The 18,940-nt window shown below is 37.8% G+C and carries 17 protein-coding genes; 16 read left to right on the forward strand and 1 reads right to left on the reverse strand.

Features of this window, described 5'->3' with window-relative positions:
• Positions 1-56 precede the first annotated feature (56 nt).
• From BM086_RS15215 to BM086_RS15290, 16 genes are all read left to right on the forward strand, one after another.
• Entirely contained in the window at positions 57-983 is a 927-nt protein-coding gene (locus tag BM086_RS15215) for a UbiA family prenyltransferase (protein WP_092328561.1), read from the forward strand.
• 21 nt (positions 984-1,004) lie between these two features.
• Positions 1,005-2,267, forward strand: a complete 1,263-nt coding sequence (locus BM086_RS15220; RefSeq protein WP_175560307.1) for a glycosyltransferase family 87 protein — start codon at positions 1,005-1,007, stop codon at positions 2,265-2,267.
• Between the two features lie 167 nt (positions 2,268-2,434).
• Entirely contained in the window at positions 2,435-3,307 is an 873-nt protein-coding gene (locus tag BM086_RS15225) for an alpha-1,2-fucosyltransferase (RefSeq protein WP_092328576.1), read from the forward strand.
• A gap of 85 nt (positions 3,308-3,392) precedes the next feature.
• Positions 3,393-5,219 carry an ABC transporter ATP-binding protein gene (locus tag BM086_RS15230; protein WP_092328581.1) on the forward strand — a complete coding sequence of 609 codons (1,827 nt, stop codon included), beginning with the start codon at positions 3,393-3,395 and terminating at the stop codon, positions 5,217-5,219.
• Positions 5,220-5,341: 122 nt separating this feature from the next.
• Positions 5,342-6,385: a glycosyl transferase gene (locus BM086_RS15235; protein ID WP_092328586.1), complete on the forward strand. Its 1,044-nt coding sequence runs from the start codon at positions 5,342-5,344 to the stop codon at positions 6,383-6,385.
• A gap of 95 nt (positions 6,386-6,480) precedes the next feature.
• The gene (locus tag BM086_RS15240) at positions 6,481-7,026 is read left to right on the forward strand and encodes a helix-turn-helix domain-containing protein (protein WP_092328591.1); all 546 of its coding nucleotides are present in this window, start codon (positions 6,481-6,483) and stop codon (positions 7,024-7,026) included.
• 117 nt (positions 7,027-7,143) lie between these two features.
• Positions 7,144-7,911: a DUF5672 family protein gene (locus BM086_RS15245; protein ID WP_242952234.1), complete on the forward strand. Its 768-nt coding sequence runs from the start codon at positions 7,144-7,146 to the stop codon at positions 7,909-7,911.
• Positions 7,908-8,972 carry a glycosyltransferase family 2 protein gene (locus tag BM086_RS15250; RefSeq protein WP_092328596.1) on the forward strand — a complete coding sequence of 355 codons (1,065 nt, stop codon included), beginning with the start codon at positions 7,908-7,910 and terminating at the stop codon, positions 8,970-8,972. The genes BM086_RS15245 and BM086_RS15250 overlap by 4 nt, the downstream gene beginning before the upstream one ends.
• An 87-nt stretch (positions 8,973-9,059) precedes the next feature.
• Positions 9,060-10,016, forward strand: a complete 957-nt coding sequence (locus tag BM086_RS15255; protein ID WP_092328600.1) for a glycosyl transferase GT17 family protein — start codon at positions 9,060-9,062, stop codon at positions 10,014-10,016.
• Positions 10,017-10,039: 23 nt separating this feature from the next.
• The gene (locus BM086_RS15260) at positions 10,040-11,239 is read left to right on the forward strand and encodes a hypothetical protein (protein ID WP_092328605.1); all 1,200 of its coding nucleotides are present in this window, start codon (positions 10,040-10,042) and stop codon (positions 11,237-11,239) included.
• The gene (locus BM086_RS15265) at positions 11,223-12,581 is read left to right on the forward strand and encodes a DUF3329 domain-containing protein (protein ID WP_092328609.1); all 1,359 of its coding nucleotides are present in this window, start codon (positions 11,223-11,225) and stop codon (positions 12,579-12,581) included. Before BM086_RS15260 ends, BM086_RS15265 begins: the two co-directional genes overlap by 17 nt.
• A complete protein-coding gene (locus BM086_RS15270) occupies positions 12,566-13,546 on the forward strand; it encodes a glycosyltransferase family 2 protein (RefSeq protein ID WP_092328614.1) in 981 nt (326 codons plus the stop codon). Before BM086_RS15265 ends, BM086_RS15270 begins: the two co-directional genes overlap by 16 nt.
• A 31-nt stretch (positions 13,547-13,577) precedes the next feature.
• Entirely contained in the window at positions 13,578-14,771 is a 1,194-nt protein-coding gene (locus BM086_RS15275) for a polysaccharide pyruvyl transferase family protein (protein ID WP_092328619.1), read from the forward strand.
• A 45-nt stretch (positions 14,772-14,816) separates the two neighbouring features.
• Complete coding sequence (locus BM086_RS15280; RefSeq protein ID WP_092328623.1) at positions 14,817-15,746, forward strand: alpha-1,2-fucosyltransferase; 930 nt, start codon at positions 14,817-14,819, stop codon at positions 15,744-15,746.
• Positions 15,746-17,278: a lipopolysaccharide biosynthesis protein gene (locus BM086_RS15285; protein WP_092328628.1), complete on the forward strand. Its 1,533-nt coding sequence runs from the start codon at positions 15,746-15,748 to the stop codon at positions 17,276-17,278. Before BM086_RS15280 ends, BM086_RS15285 begins: the two co-directional genes overlap by 1 nt.
• Before the next feature lie 5 nt (positions 17,279-17,283).
• Complete coding sequence (locus BM086_RS15290) at positions 17,284-18,480, forward strand: glycoside hydrolase family 88 protein (RefSeq protein ID WP_141107761.1); 1,197 nt, start codon at positions 17,284-17,286, stop codon at positions 18,478-18,480.
• Positions 18,481-18,651: 171 nt separating this feature from the next.
• On the opposite strand, the gene BM086_RS15295 is transcribed toward BM086_RS15290, so the two are convergent.
• Positions 18,652-18,909: a hypothetical protein gene (locus BM086_RS15295; RefSeq protein WP_092328636.1), complete on the reverse strand. Its 258-nt coding sequence runs from the start codon at positions 18,907-18,909 to the stop codon at positions 18,652-18,654.
• Positions 18,910-18,940 lie beyond the last annotated feature (31 nt).

Consider the following 18,940-nt stretch of genomic DNA (forward strand, 5'->3'; position numbering starts at 1 on the left):
CACTTTCTTTTCTGGGGGTGAAATATTGTGTGTTCTTTTGGAGTGTTTGTTTAGTTATGAAAAAATATATAAGAATAATGAGAATTGATCATTGGGTTAAACAGCTTTTCATTTTGCCCGGTGTTGCTTTTGCTGAGCTTTTGATAAAAAGCTACCCACATGATTTTGTCTTTCGACTTATTTTTGTATTTTTGTCCACTTGTTTTATTGCTTCAGCAAATTATGTTATAAACGAGTGGCTGGACGCGGAATTTGACAGATTCCATCCTATAAAAAAGCATAGAAGCGTAGTGGAAAATGATGTAAAAAAGAGTGTGGTCTACGCCATGTACGCAGCTTTGACCATAGCAGGAATTGTCTGCGCCTGGGTGAGCGGGGCAAAGAATGCTGTATGGATGGAGATATTTCTTTGGGTTATGGGAATCTTATATAATGTGAAGCCTATAAGAACCAAGGATATTCCTGTAGTTGATGTATTGTCAGAATCAGTTAATAATGCGATCAGACTTCTTATTGGATGGTTTATTGTCACAGATGTGTTCTTTCCTCCTGTGAGTATAGTCCTAGGTTATTGGTTTGGCGGCGCATTTCTTATGGATGTTAAGAGATTTTCTGAGTATAAGATGATTTCTGATAAGTCCACAGCTTCCTTATATAGAAAATCTTTTAAGTTTTATGACGAAAGAGTTTTACTTTGCATGGCGTGCTTTTATGCTATGATCTCATCACTATTTACCGGAATATTTCTTATAAAATATCGAGTGGAATTTATTATTCTTATGCCTGTGATGATAGGATTGTTCTGCTATTATCTTTTCATTAGTTTTAAAGAGGACTCGGCTGCGCAGGCTCCGGAAAAACTCTATAAAGAAAAAGGGCTTATGCTGTTTGTACTGATAGTCATCATATTGTTTTTGATTCTTTTATACACAGATATTCCTCACTTACAGGAATTATTGAGCAACGATCTTCTAAGACTATGATGTGATATGAAGGCGATAGAAATGCAAAGATTTAAAAATATTCTCAATCCATTTAATATTTTTGTTGGAATAAATATAATAGGGTTTTCCTTATATTTGATATATGGACTTTTGATTGGAGGAAAGGCATCAGACTGGCTTCTTATGGAAAATACCGATCTTAAGTTCTGCGATTTTTCAATGCATCTTGCTTTTGTTGCAGACAGGGCAAATTTGTATTTTAGAGCGCCCGCATTCGCCGGATGTTTTCCACCTTTGGTCTATGTGATGTACTCGTTCTTTTACCATCTGATAGCCAGAGAAGGAATATTGCCACAGCAGCTTGAAGATATTGAGCAGCTTCCATATTTTAATCTTATTGTACTTTATTACAGTATTATAGTGATCTTGGCTCTTTTATACGGCATCTACATCTACGGCAATAATTCTAAGAAAAAGAATATAGTGCTCTTTCTTACACTTCTTTTCTCTGTTCCGTTTATGGCAGGAGGAATGTTTGTTGCAAATTCCACACTTTTGGTCATGGCGCTCCTTGTAATAGCTATTAAACTAAGAAAAAGTGATAATGCCGCAAGCAGAGAGTTTGCACTTTTGCTGATAGCAATATGCGCCGGCTTTAAGATATATCCGGCAGTTTTCGGAATACTATATCTTTTGGAAAAGAGATGGAAAGAGGCTGCAAGGCTCACTGGTTATGGGATAGTGCTTTTCTTTGCGCCATTTTCATTGTTTGGAGGAATGACCGGCTTTAAACAGTGGCTTTTTAATGTCAGAAGCACAACTGGCGTTGATAAATATGGAAGAATTCAGAGCATAAGAGGACTTGCATATACAACTCTTGAGCATTTTGGACTGGGTGGAAACAGACCGACATTACTTCGCCTGGTTCCGATTCTGTTTTTTGTTTTTATGCTTGTTATGATCTGTATAGTAAAAAGCGAGTACAGGAGAATGTTTTTTATCTGTTGCATTATGACATTCTTTTCCAATAATTCCTATAGATACACACTCTGTTACCTTGCAATCCCGCTTATTATCTTTTTCCTTGAGGAAGATGATGATAGTGTTTCAGGAAAAGAAAAAGTTTTAAGATGCATTGAAATGGCGATATATTCCATGGTATTTGCTATACCAATGCTTTGGGGATTTTTAACAAATTTTAAGCTTACTTATCCATATCCTACGCTTACCTACGTGGAAATGATTGTATATGTGTGGGCATATATCCTGATGGCATATGTGACTGTGAGTGAGATATGGAAGCAATTAAAGTATCATAAATGAGTTTGTATAGGAGATGCATAACTACACTGTAAATTGTGTGAGAATATGTTTAGGTAATAGTGCATTTGCATTTATATAGGACACAATACTAATTGTACATAGTCTTTATGTAGGGTATAATGACATTACTACGTGGTTTTTAAGAGTATTTTGAGGGTAGACATTTTATGATAATCATTCAGCTAAAAGGCGGCTTGGGCAATCAGATGTTCCAGTACGCGCTATATTTACAACTTAAGAACCTTGGCAGGGAAGTCAAGATTGACGACGAGACAGGATTTATTGATGACAAGCTTAGAATTCCTGTTCTTGACAGATTTGGAATAGAATATGAGAGAGCAACCAAGGATGAGGTAATTCAGATAACTGATTCAAAGATGGATCTTTGGAGCCGCATCCGTAGGAAGATTACAGGAAGACGGACCTTTAGGATAGACGAAGAGTCAGGAATATTTGATCCAAGGATCCTGGAAAAAGAGAATGCATATCTTGTGGGATATTGGCAGAGTGATAAGTATTTTCCAGATGAGGATGTTATTGCCAGCATAAAGGATGCATTTGAGAAGCGTCCGCAGGAAATCATGAAGGACAGTGTGAGCTGGACAACTCTTCAGCAGATAGAGTGCTGTGAATCTGTAAGTCTTCACGTGAGACGAACAGATTATATTGATGCTGAGCATATCCATATTCACAACATCTGTACTGAGAAATATTATAAGTCTGCAATAGACAAGATAAGAAATCAGTATCCGGGAGCAGTATTCTTTATCTTTACTGATGATAAGGAATGGTGCAAACAGCATTTCAGAGGACCTAATTTCTTTGTGGTAGAGCTTGATGAGAACGCTAATACTGATATTGCAGAAATGACACTGATGAGCAGATGCAAACACCATATTATAGCGAACAGTTCTTTCAGCTGGTGGGCAGCATGGCTTAATGATAATCCAAACAAGATTGTTATTGCTCCTGAGAAATGGATAAATGACAGAGCAATGGATGATATCTATACAGCCAGAATGACCAAGATAGCCATTTGATGCAAAGAGTTTTTTAGAAATGCAGGCTATAGTTGGTTGGGGCTAGAATAAGCGTAAGGAATAAAATTTAGGTAAAGTATTTAATATGAGTAATACAAGTAGTAATAATGAGGCTGCTGGAAATTCAGCGGCTAAGGTAAGTCTTTTTAAGAAAATAAATTATATTTTTGATAAAAAACAGAAAGGACAGCTGGTTATACTAGCTGTCCTTATACTGATTGGAGGTTTATTTGAAACTCTGGGCGTTGGAATGATGGTGCCTGTGGTATCAACAATATTGGACCCGGAAGCTTTGAATGAATTTATAGCCGATCATGAGATTTTGCAGATGATTGTTGATACGCTAGGAATCACTAATGATGTCAAGCTTACAGCGACGCTTCTGATCACCATGATCGTATTATTCGTTGTTAAAAATGCGTATCTTTTATTCCTGATACACAGGCAGAATACCTTTGTGGCCCGCGCCAGAAACGATATGATTAGCCGCGTTATGAGAGAATTCCTTAACAGGCCATATGAGGATTATCTTGGCGCTGATATTCCGACAGTGTTCAGAATTACAGACAGTGATATCCCGAGGGTTTTTACACTTATACTTGCAATGCTCTCACTTGCTACTGAGCTTGTAGTATCTACCTGTCTTGGAATTGTTCTTTTGTTTGTAAACTGGGGAATCACTGTACTTATGATCGTGGTTCTTCTGATAATGACTTACATAAGTGTAAAAGGACTTAAGCCTAAGCTTAATGACATTGGAAGACAGAATCAGGAAACACAGTCCAGGATTGCTAAGTGGAGAATTCAGGCTATATACGGTCTTAAAGATGTTAAGGTTTTAAACAGACAGGATTTCTTTATCAGAAATTATTATGAGTCAGGCAAAGTTGGCGCAAATATAGCAAGGGATTATGCAGTTCTTAACAGCGTTCCGAGACTTATGATAGAGACAGTCTTCATGGTTGTGGTTCTTGGATATATTCTTGTCTATATCTTAAGAGGCGGCGATGTATCTTTGCTTATTCCGCAGATCACAGCATTTGGTGTTGCAGCTGTAAGAATTATGCCATCGGCAAACAGAATCAATACCTATATCACAGAAGTTGCATATAACCAGTATTCTCTGGATTATGTATATGAGAATCTTACAGAGTCCATGAAGACAGACAAGGCTATGAGAGCAGAAAGAGCTGCTATTGCAGGTCCGGCTCTTCATCTTGAAAATAAGATTGAGCTTAAGGATATTACTTTTGCATATCCTGATTCGGATAAAAATATTTTCACCAAGGCTAATATGGTAGTGCCGAAGGGCAAGTCTGTGGGCATTATGGGACCTTCAGGTGCTGGTAAATCTACTATTGTAGACGTTTTGCTCGGACTGCTTCATGTACAGTCAGGAGAAATACTTTGTGATGGCAGCAATATCTTTAGCAATTATGAATCCTGGCTTTCTCAGATAGGATATATTCCTCAGTCAATTTACCTTGTGGATGAATCCATAAGAGATAACATTGCCTTTGGAATCGATGCGGACGAGATAGATGATGATAGAATATGGAAAGTGTGCGAAGAAGCTCAGCTTGCTGATTTTATAAAGACACTTCCTGAAGGACTTGATACTACAATAGGTGACAGAGGCGTCAGACTCTCGGGCGGACAGAGACAGCGTATTGGAATCGCAAGAGCTCTTTATCACAATCCGGAGATTCTTGTTTTTGATGAGGCAACCAGCGCTCTTGATAATGAAACCGAAGCAGCAGTTATGGAGGCAATCAATGGTTTCCACGGTAAAAAGACAATGGTGATAATCGCACACAGACTTAATACCATTGCAAACTGTGACATCATCTATGAAGTTAAGGATGAGAAGGTTGTGGAAACCACACTTGATGGCCGGACAATTATCCAGTGAAATATGTATTCTTGAATGAAAACACGGGAATATGTATATATTGCGGTTTTTAGTATGAAATTATTCAAGAGCAAACGTGGGATGATTTTACTTAATTTACGAAAAGATAGGATATAAGAATTATGATAGGAACTGAGTTTGAACATGGCTTTGGGCTGGGAAATCAGCTTTTTTGGTATGTTTCAATGAGAGCAGTAGCAGAAGAAAAAGGGTTTGATTATGGAATAATTAATCCTAAGGGGCTCGCCAATAATATGCATTCTGATACTGGAATGTATTTTATGGATATAGACCTTGGAAAAGAAATTCCTGAGGAAGATAAATCAAAATATACTATTTTCGAAGATAATGATAATAGATTATATCTTGGAAATTCTAAACATGATATGACACATGGGGCATATGTAAGTGGTATTGATCCTGAATTTAAGAATATACAGGATAATACACTTATGTATGGAAATCTTCAGGCTGAAGCGTATTTTGAGAAATATAGAGACAGGCTTAAGGATTGGCTTAAGATAAAACCTGAATATGATTCGCATGAATATACTAAAGACAATCTTTGTATCATTCATTTAAGATGTGGAGATTATTCCAATTCACCTGAACTTTGGCTCGATAGAAGTTATTGGATTCACGGAATCAGGCAGATGAGAAAGATACGTCCTGATATGGAGTTCCTTGCAGTAACGGATGATGTCTCTGCAGCGTATAAGATTCTACCTGAAGTTAAAGCTGTTAGAAATGATATAGGCAAAGACTATGTTACCATCAAGAATGCCCGATATCTGCTTTTGTCTAATTCTTCATTTGCTGTTTTTCCTGCTCTTACAAGTGATGAATTGCAATATGCCATAGCACCTAAATACTGGGCCAGACATAATGTTTCTGATGGATATTGGGCATCTGAGCAGAATATTTACAGCTGTTTCCATTATATGGACAGAAAGGGCAATATTTTTACACCCGAGGAATGTAGAAAAGAGCTTGATGAATACAAAAAGAAATCATCAACCTATAGGCAATTAAATAAAAGGCCGGGTGAAATCAAGGTTTTCTTTCAAAACTTGCGTGCTAGATACCTTTATACACTTTATATGGGAAGAAAGATATGGCGAAGCATTGAACGCAGAACCGGTTTGATAAAAGTGTTCCACGCATAATAAATAACTATCATAAACCATCAAAATAATGGTAAAAACACCTTTACATACCATCATTTTGATGGTTTAATTGTTTTAAGATGGGGTATTTAATTATGCAGAAACATTATGTTACACCGAATTCAATAACTGCACAGGGAATTAAGGATATTAGGTCAAGACTTGGGATGACTCAGAGGGAATTTTCTGAGTTTATTTGTGTGTCTAAACCGACTGTTGAGAGGTGGGAAATGGGGGATAAGGATATAACCGGCCCCGTAGCATTGCTTCAGCAGATTATAATGCTACACCCGGAGATTGCTCAGGAGCTTTCTCTTCCGGAAAAGAAGCTGCCACTTCGCATGTACTATTACTATAAAGATTCTTTGTGTACAGTTATAGATATTGACGAGGTCAAGAGAATAGTCAGAATAAAGAATTATGCTAAAAATCTGATGTTTAGAGCTTTTGGCGTAAATGAATCACCAACATTTGAGGATTATGAGGAATTTATAGAATCCAGATGTTTTCCCAGATCCAGAGATAAAATGAAAATAATGTTAGAGGCTTTGGAGATACCATTTTATGATCCCATTCTGATCATTGAAAAGACTAATGGCAGAATGGCTGAGGATGATTTTTGGATAAAGATTGAAAGGTGAATACAATAGTAGAATTGTTTGAAGAATATCTAGGTAGAGCATTTGGCTATGATAATGCTATAATAGAGCGGGTGCGAGAAGTGATATATGCACAGATGAGGAAATATAAGTATCTATATGAATAATAAGGAAAAGATAAAGCTTCCCAGGGTGACACTGGTTGCCATGACCAGTGTTGATGTATATGAGACGGTTCAGGCTATGAAGTACAGCATGCAAGGGATTGAGTTTGGTGATGCAGTGCTTATCTCACACAAGAAGCCCTTTTACCTGCCTAAGGATATCAGATTTTCATATACTGACAAGCTTGATAATATTGATAAGTTTAATTATAAAATGACCTATGAACTATACGAGCATATTAAAACTGATTTTGCGCTTATAGTCCATGCAGATGGATTTGTTATTCATCCTGAAAACTGGAGGGATGAATTTTTAGATTATGATTATATTGGGTCGCCATGGCCATTGCCCAAGAATGATTATGCGTACAGAGATAGTAAGGGTCAGATTTGCAGGGTTGGTAATTCTGTATCCATTAGGTCTAAAAGGCTTATGGAGTTTCCTAAGAAACATAATCTTGAGTGGGTTAAAGTTTATGATGGATTTTTCAACGAAGATATCTTCTTGTGCTGCCATTCCAAAAATGTAATGGAAGATGCAGGGCTTAGGTGGGCACCACTTGAAGTTGCAGTCCAATTTGGGCGTGAACATCCGCTTCCTGAGAACAAGGGAGTTGAACCATTTGTTTTCCACAAGTGGTGGGGAGAAAATGAGAATTATCCCAGGTTTTACAGCCCTAAAAAGCGCATAAAAATGGCTATTAGACCATTTCTTTTCTGGAGACATACCGAAAAATGGAAACGGGAGCATAATATACAATGAGATTTTCTATAATTATTCCTGTGTATAATGCTGAAAAATATATAGATAATGCTCTGAGATCATTTATTGAAGCTGCTTCCAAGACTGGAACAGTGGATTTTGAAGTTCTTTTGATAGAAGATGGATCCAGCGATGGAAGCTATGCAAAATGCGATAAATATGCTGAAAAATATAGCTTTATCAAAGCTTTCCATGTGGGCAAGACAGGTCCTTTCAGGGCCAGAAGAGAAGGAATGAAGTATGCCAAGGGCGACTGGCTTATTTTTGCAGATTCTGATGATGAACTGTCTGTTGATGCCATCCCGAGGCTTTCGAAAACTATTGATGAATGGTATGATAAGGGCATAACACCTGATATTATTGTGTATAATGCTGCGGATTTTGTTGATAGGAAAGATAAGCTGTTTAAATTTCCTTTTACAGAGCATAAATTATATGATTCCACGGAAAAAAGAGTTTTTTATGATATTATGAGTTCTTCCGATGCACTCAATGCTATGTGGAATAAATGTGTAAGAAGAGAGCTTGTGCTAGGTACAGATAGTTTTGACGGGATTTCTTTAAATCATGGTGAGGACCTTTTGCAGACTGCGGAATTTATTGATAAGGCAGAGAGTATTGTCTATCTTGATGAGTGTCTGTATTATTATCGTCAGAATTCAAATGGGCTTACCGGAAATTATCACAAAGAGTTCATGCCGGATCAGATAACTGCATGGGGATTTTTTGACAAGTATGTCTCAAAGTGGAGCAGAGAAGCTGTTCCTAATGATTATGAAGATATTTTGAGGCGCAGGAAGACTCTTACCTGTGCAATCGGAGTAAAGAGCCTTATATACTCGGGTATTAAGCTGGGAGATAAAAAGACTTTCTTGAAAGCAATAATGGAATTACCCTTTTATGCTGAATATGCTAAAAAGGAGCTTCCTAAGTGGGCACCGGAGGAAGATGCGTTTGTTCATGAACTTATGCTTTCAGGTAATGCCTATAGTTTGCTGATAAAGTCGGCTATCAAGCATGATATCAAGGTTTGCATAAAAAGATTATTAAAGCGGGTATAAACGCTTTTAACAGATGTGTTTTACAGACAGAATATATGCGTCTTATGAACATGTATTTTGAAAATACAAGAACAAGAGGTTACAATCATGGTTATTGACTGTGTCCCTTTTTTTAATGAGGTTGACATATTAAAGCTAAGGCTTAATATATTGGACCCCTATGTGGATAAATTTATTATAGAAGAAGCAACTATGACTTTTTCCGGCGAGGAGAAAGAGCTTTGTTTTGAGAAAAACAAGGAATTATTCAAGGATTTTCTGGATAAGATCACATATGTTGTCGTCAGAGATACACCGATAAAAGCGGTCACACATGAGAGGGATTATTTCCAAAAAAATTGCCTTATTGACGGACTTAAAGAGGTTGGGGCAACAAGTGATGATGTGATCATATTTGGAGATGTGGATGAAATACCTAATCCGGTTGTTCTTCAGGATATAATCAGGAATTTTGATAAGTCAAAGGTATATCATCTTGCTCAGAGAAATTTCTATGCTTTCTTAAACATGGAGGAGAAGTCAGGTAAGCTTTTATCAATTACAGGAGATTTTCCTAATATTCAGGAAGGTGATAGAAAGTGGCTTGGCACGAAGATTACAAGCATTGACAATATTCCCAAGGAGGGAATTGTAAGGCTTCGTGACCTTGTTAAGACGGATGATTCCAGATCTGTCAGAGTTTCTGACGGGGGATGGCATTTTGGATATATGGGCGGCCAAAATGAGACCAATCCTGCGAAAAGAATTGGAGTTAAGGTCAAGGCAGCAGCTCATCAGGAGTACAACGACAGAGAAATCCTTGCAGAGACAATGGACAGACTTGTTCTTGGACAGGATATATTTGGACGTGATGCCAGATTTGAGCGCACTGAAATAGATGAGAGCTTTCCGGATTATCTGCGTGAACATCTGTCTGATTATGAGTATCTTGTGATGCCTCCAATAACTGCTTTTTCCAGAATTTATCATAAATTTGATATCACAGTCGGAAGATTTATAAGAAAGGCATATCACAAGATTAAGCGCATTCTTTTCAAAAGATAGATCGAATGGCTTAAAGACGGATTATGAAGAATAAGATAAAAGAGTTAATGGATTTTTTTACAATTGAAAAAAGAATACAGAGCGCTAATGTTCTTTTTTATATAGCTCTTGGAATTGAACTTGTGCTGATGATCGTTGAAAAAAGTGCATTATCAGTTCCTTTTGAGAGCTATGTTTTCAGGCTGACTTTTGCTATAACCTTTGCAGCGCTTTTGCTTATTCCTCACGATAAAAAGGAATGGAGCATCATAGCGGTAGTACTGCTCTTTACTTTTATATGTTATAGGATTAACGGCAAAAATGATCTGCTTAGGTTTGCAGTCTTTGTTATGTCTGCTAAGAACATAGATTTAAGAACCACCATGAAAGGTATATTTTATACGACACTGGCAGGTTTTTCGGTGATAGCGCTTCTTTCCGTATTGAATATAATGGGAAGCGTAAGTGTTATTGCTGATTACGGAAGAGAAGAGGGCACTGAGCTTAGATATGCATTTGGCTTTGGCCATCCTAATACTTTGTGGGGAAGTGCTTTTGCACTGATGCTCATTTGGCTGTGGCTTTATGGCAAAAAGGCCAGGATATGGCAGTATCTGATACTTCTTGCAGCTATTGTGGGACTATATAAGATCACTGTATCGAGAACTGCGTTTGCTATAGGTATTTTTACTTTTGTCATAGCATTTTTGGCACGTTTTATTTCAAGGCTTTTTGAAAAAATGTGGACTTTTATAGCTACAGGAATTGTGACGCCAGTTCTCTGCGCGGTTTTTTCAGCATGGGCAGCAGGAGCAAGCTACATCCCAAGGTATTACTGGGATACAGAGTATTATGTTTTTGTATATAAGCTGGATGCAGCTCTTAACAACAGGTTGCACAATCTGTATCGTGCAAATAACAGACATGCAGGCGCGCTTGAAACATGGAAGCTTTTTTCAGACAGACTTAGCGAAGAATATTTTGATATGGGATGGGTACGAATCTTTTACTGGTATGGAATCATACCGGGAGTTTTGATCTGTCTGCTTTTGATCTTTTTTATTTACCTTTGCTATAAGCATATGGATATATGGACACTGATACTTATCCTTGCGATATCGATTTATAGCATTGTTGAGGCAACATTCGTTTCGGTTTATATTGGAAGAAATTTTCTTCTCCCGATTTTAGGAGTTTATCTGGGAGATTTTTGGAAGAGGAAGTATTATGTCAAAAACTGCTAGGAAAAGAATATTCTATGTGATGCTGGTTATATGCTTTATGGCGGTATTTGTCTTTGAGTATCTCACACCGGCGCTATCGGATGACATAGTATATCTTGATGAAGTTCAAAAAGCTGCAGGAATCAAGGACTTATTTGCTCAGGAGGTTGAGCACTATTTACATCACACAGGTAGAAGTGTGGCGCATATCATGCTCAGGTTTTTACTATATGGCAGGAATAAGATAGTTTATGATTTTGTAGCTGCAGCTGTATTTCTTACACTTTCTGTTCTTATTTACCTTAATGTTTATAACAGAAAGGAATATGATGTCAGACTCTATGGCTTTATTCTGGCAATTCTGTGGTTTTGTGATCCGGCTATAGGAGACACTGTCTTCTGGGAAGACGGCGCCTGCAATTATCTTTTTACAGCGACGATCATGACGGGTTTTGTTACAGTTTACAGACTTGGAATGCATGAAAAGATAAAGCTTGGCAAGATTTCTATTGTGGGAATGTTCCTGTGGGGAATAGTCTCAGGATGGTGTAATGAGAATACTTCCGGTGGCGTTATTTTATTCGTTATTATTGAGCTTATTGCCCATAGATTTAAAACAGGCAAAAAATCCTTTAAACCCTGGAGCATTTCAGGATTGGTGGGGTGCCTTATTGGATTTGTAATGCTTATTGCTTCTCCGGGAAATTATGGAAGAGTCGATACTATGACTGAAGAGCATACCGGATTACTTGCCTATGCTGCCAGGTTTCTCAAGATTACGAATGTGATAAGGGATAACTATTTTCTGCTTCTCTTGATAGCAGCAGTTATTGCTGTTGTACTTTTTTATTATGGAGACAGCGTAAAGAGCTTTACTCAAAAATACAGTGCATTTGCTCTGTTTATATTCTTGTTTTTTGCGGTATCGTATGTACTTATTGCTGTTGCATATTCAGAGCTTAGAACATTTTTTGGCGCCTTTATTTTCCTTACAATAGGTGTTGCTAATGGTTTGTCACAGGTAGCTGAAATAAATGATAAGATGATACAGACCATATTAACTTCAGTTGCAGTAGGAATTGGACTATTCTTTGTTTTGAGCTATTTTGAAGATGGGGCAAATATGGCTCGCATAAATCGTGAGTTTAAGGAAAGAGATGCCTATTTTGCGCAGCTGCAGGAACAGGGAGCAAGAGATGTTACAGCGCCGCTTCTTAGACCTGAATGGGAGACAAGGTTTTCCTCAGCCTATAGAATGGATATAGAAAAAGACAGAGATTATTGGATAAATCACTTTTATGCTACACACTATAATCTGGGAACAGTGACAGGTGTGGAAAGGGAAGAATGGACCATTTACTGATAAGTGTTATTATTCCGGTTTATCAGGCAGAGAGTACACTGGAAAGATGCGTACATTCGTGCCTTAACCAAAAAAATATAGATCCCAAGGAGTTTGAAATCATATTGATTGATGATGGCTCAACTGATGGGAGTTCTGAGCTGTGCGACAAGCTTTCTGTGGAAGATGAACTTCACAGGATAAAGGTTAAACATATTTCAAATCATGGAGTTTCTTTTGCCAGAAATGTGGGAATAAATGAGGCTTTGGGAAGATTTGTGGTTTTTGTTGATTCAGATGATCATGTGTCAGAAAACTACTTGAGCAAGCTGGTAAAGCATTCAGATGAGAGCACAGTCTTGGTCGATGAGAACAGAAGCTATGTTTCATCTCAGAAAATAAGCGGATTTAATTATATAGAAAACTCTGTTTTAAATGAGAATACCCATGTTTGGGGGAAACTTTTTGACCGCGTGACGCTTAAAGAGGGCAGAATAAAGTTTCAGGAAAAGCTGACTATAGGTGAGGATCTTCTGTTTCTTATTGACTTTGGTATCTATGTTGGAAAAAAACGAGGAATAAGATGCATTTCAAGCGGCGATTATTATTATAGCGACAACGATAATGGGGCTATGAACAGTGCTTTTAAAGAAAGTTATCTGGATCAGCTAAAGTGCTGGAGAAGCGCTGAAAAGAAGCTTTTATCCGTGAGAAAAAATTTATCGACTTATTCGATGGTAAGTGTTTCTGTTTCACAGATTTTGACAGCTCTTTTGGTAATAGGTAAAGTTGCTGTGCAAAAGGGAGACAGGAATAAGGAGCTTGACGAACTGGCGATAAAGAAGTCAAGGGAACAGATTGAACATGCGCTTAAAAGGCGCGGCGTTTTTGCAGCACTATCTACAGGACATAAGATTAAGGTGCTGCTTCTTAAGATAAATCCCGATGCTTATGTGAGGCTATATGCAAAGCATAAGGGTGTATAATTTGATGAAAAAATTTTTTTGAGGGAAAGACATGGATCTGAACAGACCAATTATTTTATATATGCATGCAGGTTCCGGCAATCATGGCTGTGAAGCTATTGCCAACAGTACCATCAAGATGATTGAGAGAAAGAGAAAAGATGCCGGTGTAGATACTCATATTCCGGTAATTGTGGTCACAAACAGCGTGGCAGAAGATAGAAAATATTCTCTTTCTGCGCTGGAAAAGAAAGGACTGTGTCGTCTTGTTGAGGACAGGCATATAGACAGGGAGTTCCTTCCGCATGTATTTTATTATGGTTACAGGAAGATAAGCGGTGACAGAGAATCGTTTTTGAGATTTAAATATAAAGATGCCTTTAAGGTATATGAACAGGAACTTAAATCCTATAAGGGAAAGCACCCTGGCTTTAAAGCTGAAAGACCATTGGCTGTCTCCATTGGAGGCGATAATTATTGCTATCCCGAGATGGTTGAAGATCTTATTCTTGCCCACAATGTTTTTAGAGGAAAAGGTTTCGAGACAGTTTTGTGGGGCTGTTCAATTGAACCCGATTCACTTAAATCTAAGGCACTTGTTTCTGACCTTAAGGCATATTCCAGGATATATGCAAGGGAGTCGATTACCTATAATGCTTTGCTTGATGCGGGTATTGCCGGTGAAAAGTTAGTGCTTAGAAATGATCCTGCGTTTGAACTTGTGACGGATAGTGTTAAGCTGCCGGATAATTTTTTACCTGATAACACTGTTGGAATAAACTTAAGTCCCATGGTCCAGGCAAAAGAAAATGTTCCGGGGATAACTTTATTAAACTACAGGAACTTTATAAGCTATATCCTTGATGAAACAGGCCAGAATGTAGCGCTTATTCCACATGTTGTATGGGCTAATAATGATGACAGGATACCGCTTAAGAGCCTTTATGATGAATTTAAGGAGACAGGGCGCGTTACTCTTATTGATGATGCATCTGCTACCACATTAAAGGGCTATATATCAAAGTGCAGCTTTTTTGTGGGAGCAAGAACACATTCGACAATTGCTGCATATAGCTGTAGTGTTCCTACAATTGTGATAGGATATTCTGTAAAAAGCAGGGGAATTGCTACTGATTTATTTGGAACTACTCAAAATTACGTGCTTCCGGTACAGAAATTAAAGACACCAAATGAGCTTATAAAAGCCTATGAGTGGATGATAAAAAGCACCTATAAGAAAATGTGAATTTGAACTGCTTCATGAATGCAGGTGATACAGGGGAGAAAATAGATGATAATCATTAAGATTGCTGGTGGCTTGGGGAACCAGATGCAGCAATATTCTTTATATAGAAAACTGCTTAGCCAGGGGAAGGATGTAAAACTTGACCTGTCCTGGTTTGATCCAAAGGTTCAGGAAAAGATGCTTGCAAAAAGAAGCTTTGAGCTTCCGCTTTTTGTAGATCTCCCTTATGAGGAGTGTTCTGATAAGGATAGAGAATACTTTTTAAAACGAAGCGTATTCCAGAAAATATCCGGAAAAATACTAAAAAAACTTAAGGTTACTGAATCTGACAATGAAAAAGTATTTGTTGAGTCCAAGATGTACCATCCTGAAGTTTTTGAGATGGATGATAAGTATATCGAGGGCTATTTCGCATGCCAGAAATACTATGATGATATCATGGAAGAACTGAGGGATTTATTTAAGTTTCCTGAGCATTCAAATTCTGAGCTTCATCAGCGCAACCAGATATTTGCATCAAAGATGGACAAGGAAACTTCTGTAAGCGTGCATATTAGAAGAGGAGATTACCTTGCTCCGGAAAATATAAATATTCTTGGAAATATTGCTACTGAGGAATATTATAACAGCGCGATGAAGTATTTTATGGACAAGTATCCGGATGTGCATTTTTATATTTTTACCAGTGATCATGAGTATGCAAGACAGAACTATAGTGATGAATCTCTTTATACAATAATTGACTGGAATACAGGAAAAGACAGTGTTCAGGATCTTATGCTCATGAGCCATTGCAAGGGAAATATCTGCGCTAATTCCACGTTTAGCTTTTGGGGCGCAAGACTGAATAAAAGACCGGACAGGGAGATAATCCGTACATTTACTATGAGAAACAATCAGCACTGTGATCCTGATATCATGCATGATTACTGGAAAGGCTGGATTTTGATTGATAAGGATGGAAAGATAGTCTGATGGGAAGAGTTAAGTCAGCAACCAAAAATATTGCTTTTGGATATGTTGGGCAGCTGGGTACGGCATTAATGTCATTTATACTTAGAAAGATTTTTATAATCTATTTAAGTGAAACCCTGCTTGGAATCAACAGTTTATACAGTAATGTTCTTTCAATCCTGAATATGGCTGAACTTGGAATCGGAACTGCGCTTAATTACAGTCTTTATGGACCTGTAGCCAGAGGAGATAAGGAAAAGATAAAGTCCTACATGCAGTTTTACAGAAAGGCTTACCATGTAATTGCACTTGTTGTGGCAATAATTGGATTATGCCTGATTCCTTTCCTTAAGTATTTTGTAAAGAATCCTGAGGGTGTTACTGAAAAAGAGCTTATCTTATTTTATCTGATATTCTTATTCAACACTGTAAGCAGTTATTTTGTGGCATATAAATACAGCCTTATAAATGCAGAGCAAAAGAACTACATTCAGACAAATATCATTACAATAACTAAGATAATAACAGTATTTTTCCAGATAATTGTAGTTGTTGTAACTAAGGATTTTTATCTTTTCCTTTTTACGGATGCGATAATACAGCTAATTCAGAAGATTTTTGTCTCAAGATTTTTGGATAATATGTATCCATATCTCAGGGAAAAGAATGTTCAGAAACTGAGCAAAGAAGAAAATAATGCTGTCTGGGATAAGACCAAAGCTTTAGTTTTCCATAAAGTGGGTGATGTTGCAAGACTTCAGACTGATGCGATAATTATCTCTTCATTTATTGAAGTTGCCATGACTGGTGTGGTGGATAACTACAACATGGTGATCAGTACAGTATCTAACTTTGTTAATATTATTTTTAATTCTGTTATTTCAAGCTTTGGAAATCTGATTGCAACTGAATCAAAAGAAAAGCAGTACAGCATGTTTAAGGTTTACCGCTTTTTTGCTTCATGGGTATATGGATTTTCCTGTGTTGGATTTATGATCCTTCTTACGCCGCTTGTGCAGATATGGCTGGGAGAAGCATGGATACTTGCACCTGCTTCGGTGTACTGCATACTTACCGATTATTACTTTAAGGGTGACCGAATCGTGCTTAGCAATTATAAGACTGCTGCAGGGGTGTTTGAGCCAGACAAGTATCTTGCGTTGATTCAGGGAGCAGTAAATCTTATTATCTCTATCTGGCTTGTTCAGACACCACTGGGACTTACCGGAATATACATTGGAACAATTGTTTCAGGACTTATCGCTAACATAACAAAACCATTTATCATTTACAGGGCATGCTTTGATATGGGAGCGGGAAGCTATTTTGCGGATACCTTCAAATACCTGTGCAGTTTAGTGGCAGTTCTTTTTACATGTTCATACATAAGCAAATTTGTAATGGTAAATGTGAATATTTTCACCTTTGTAGCGATGGCAGTTATCATAACTGTTGTATTTAACGGCACATATTTCCTGATATACGGAAGAACAGAAGAATTCAGATATCTTTTCTATAAGGTGAGAGAAAAAATCTTTAGCAGAAAGAATTGAGAAGAATGGATAGAGTAGAACCCATAGTTTTGGAAACAATACATGAATTAAATGAAATAATGAATGTTTCACCTAAAGAGGCTCTTAAAGATATGGTGAAAAAAGCTATGGGCCGTTCTGTCAGGACGAAAGATCCACTTTTTTGGCCTGCCGGAATGCTGATGCTTGGCATTACGCAGTATATGGAGCAGCACTCGGAAGAAAAGGGAGAGCTCTACAACGAATGTTACAAGGCATTATCTGAACATGCACTCCTGTGGAAAAATAAGTATGGCGGTAAAATAGAGCATGTTGATGATGCATTGGCTGGAGCCTGCTTTATTAAGGGCTTTGAACTTGAAAAGGATGAAAAATTCCTGAGTTATGTCAGGATGATCGATTCATATTTGATGCAGGCAAGGACAGATGTCTGCGGTTCGGTTATTTATAATCCCGGCAGAAACAGCAGCAATATCTTTTCTGACGGTATAGGTCAGGTGACTATGTTCATGGCTTCGTTTTTGAATCTGGCGCTGGGAAATGCTGATAGGCAGCAGGGCACATCTATGTCTTATGGCCTTCCAAAACCGCAAGAAAAGGAATTTACCCAAAGGCTTGAGAAGCTGCGAGTTCAGTTATCCAATTTCTACAAATATGGAAGAGATGAAAAGACTGGTCTTATCTATCATGGTTACAGCCTTCATAAAAATACAAATGCAGATGGTATGGAAGGCTTGATGGAATGTGAAAGAAAAGGCTTATTAGGCTGGGGAAGAGCCTGCGGCTGGCTCATGATGGGACTTTCAGAATGCGCCCTTCTTGAAAAAGAGCTTGAAATGCGTAAGATTTCATGTGGTAAAGCGGCTATCGATATTATGGCCTGGTATTTTGAGATGTGCGAAGTGATGATGGACTATCAGCGAAAAGACGGTGGATGGAGCTGGCAGATTCAGGCTGTGGATGGTCATATCGATCTATCGGCAACCGGCATGATCGCTTATTCTTTAAAACATGGATTGTCAGAAGGAATATTTGATGATAAATCCGAAATGAAAGAAAAGGTCATTTTGAGTATTGAAAGTGCTGAGAAATGCATACTTGCCAATACTAAGGAGGGAATTGTACAAAATGCCCTTAGTTCCTGCGATGACTTCGGAGTACATTACCAGACCTATGGCAGTTTTCCTTGGGGACAGGGCGCAACGCTTGCGGCGTTATCGTAATGAATAATTCTAAGAATTTCGTGCAATGATCAATGAATAAGCAAATAGGTTATCGACGTAGCCTGTTCCAAATTGCTTATTTGAATACATTCATTTATATAATTTCAAGAATAAATGAAACGCTCCGCGAGATTGTTTTTATCGCGGAGCGTTTTAATCATATTATCATATTTATCTGGCAGAAGCCCATGTGACACCGTATAACTGTTCCATCATTTTTCTGAGCTCATCTTTCATCTTATTGCAGGCGGATGCTTCATCTACAAAGTTGATCACGCCAATTCTTTCTTTTTTATCCTGGAAAAAAACAGCCCAGCCATTCTCGGTCTTATCAAGGCAAATCCTGTTCTTATGGTGCCCATCTATTTTGTAAAGCTTTGATGGTACTAAGTGTTCTTTTAAATATTTCTTGAGTTCTTTTCTATTCATATATATTCCCTCCAACAGACGGTTATATTAT

Source organism: Butyrivibrio sp. YAB3001 (assembly GCF_900112195.1).
Classification (GTDB): domain Bacteria; phylum Bacillota; class Clostridia; order Lachnospirales; family Lachnospiraceae; genus Butyrivibrio.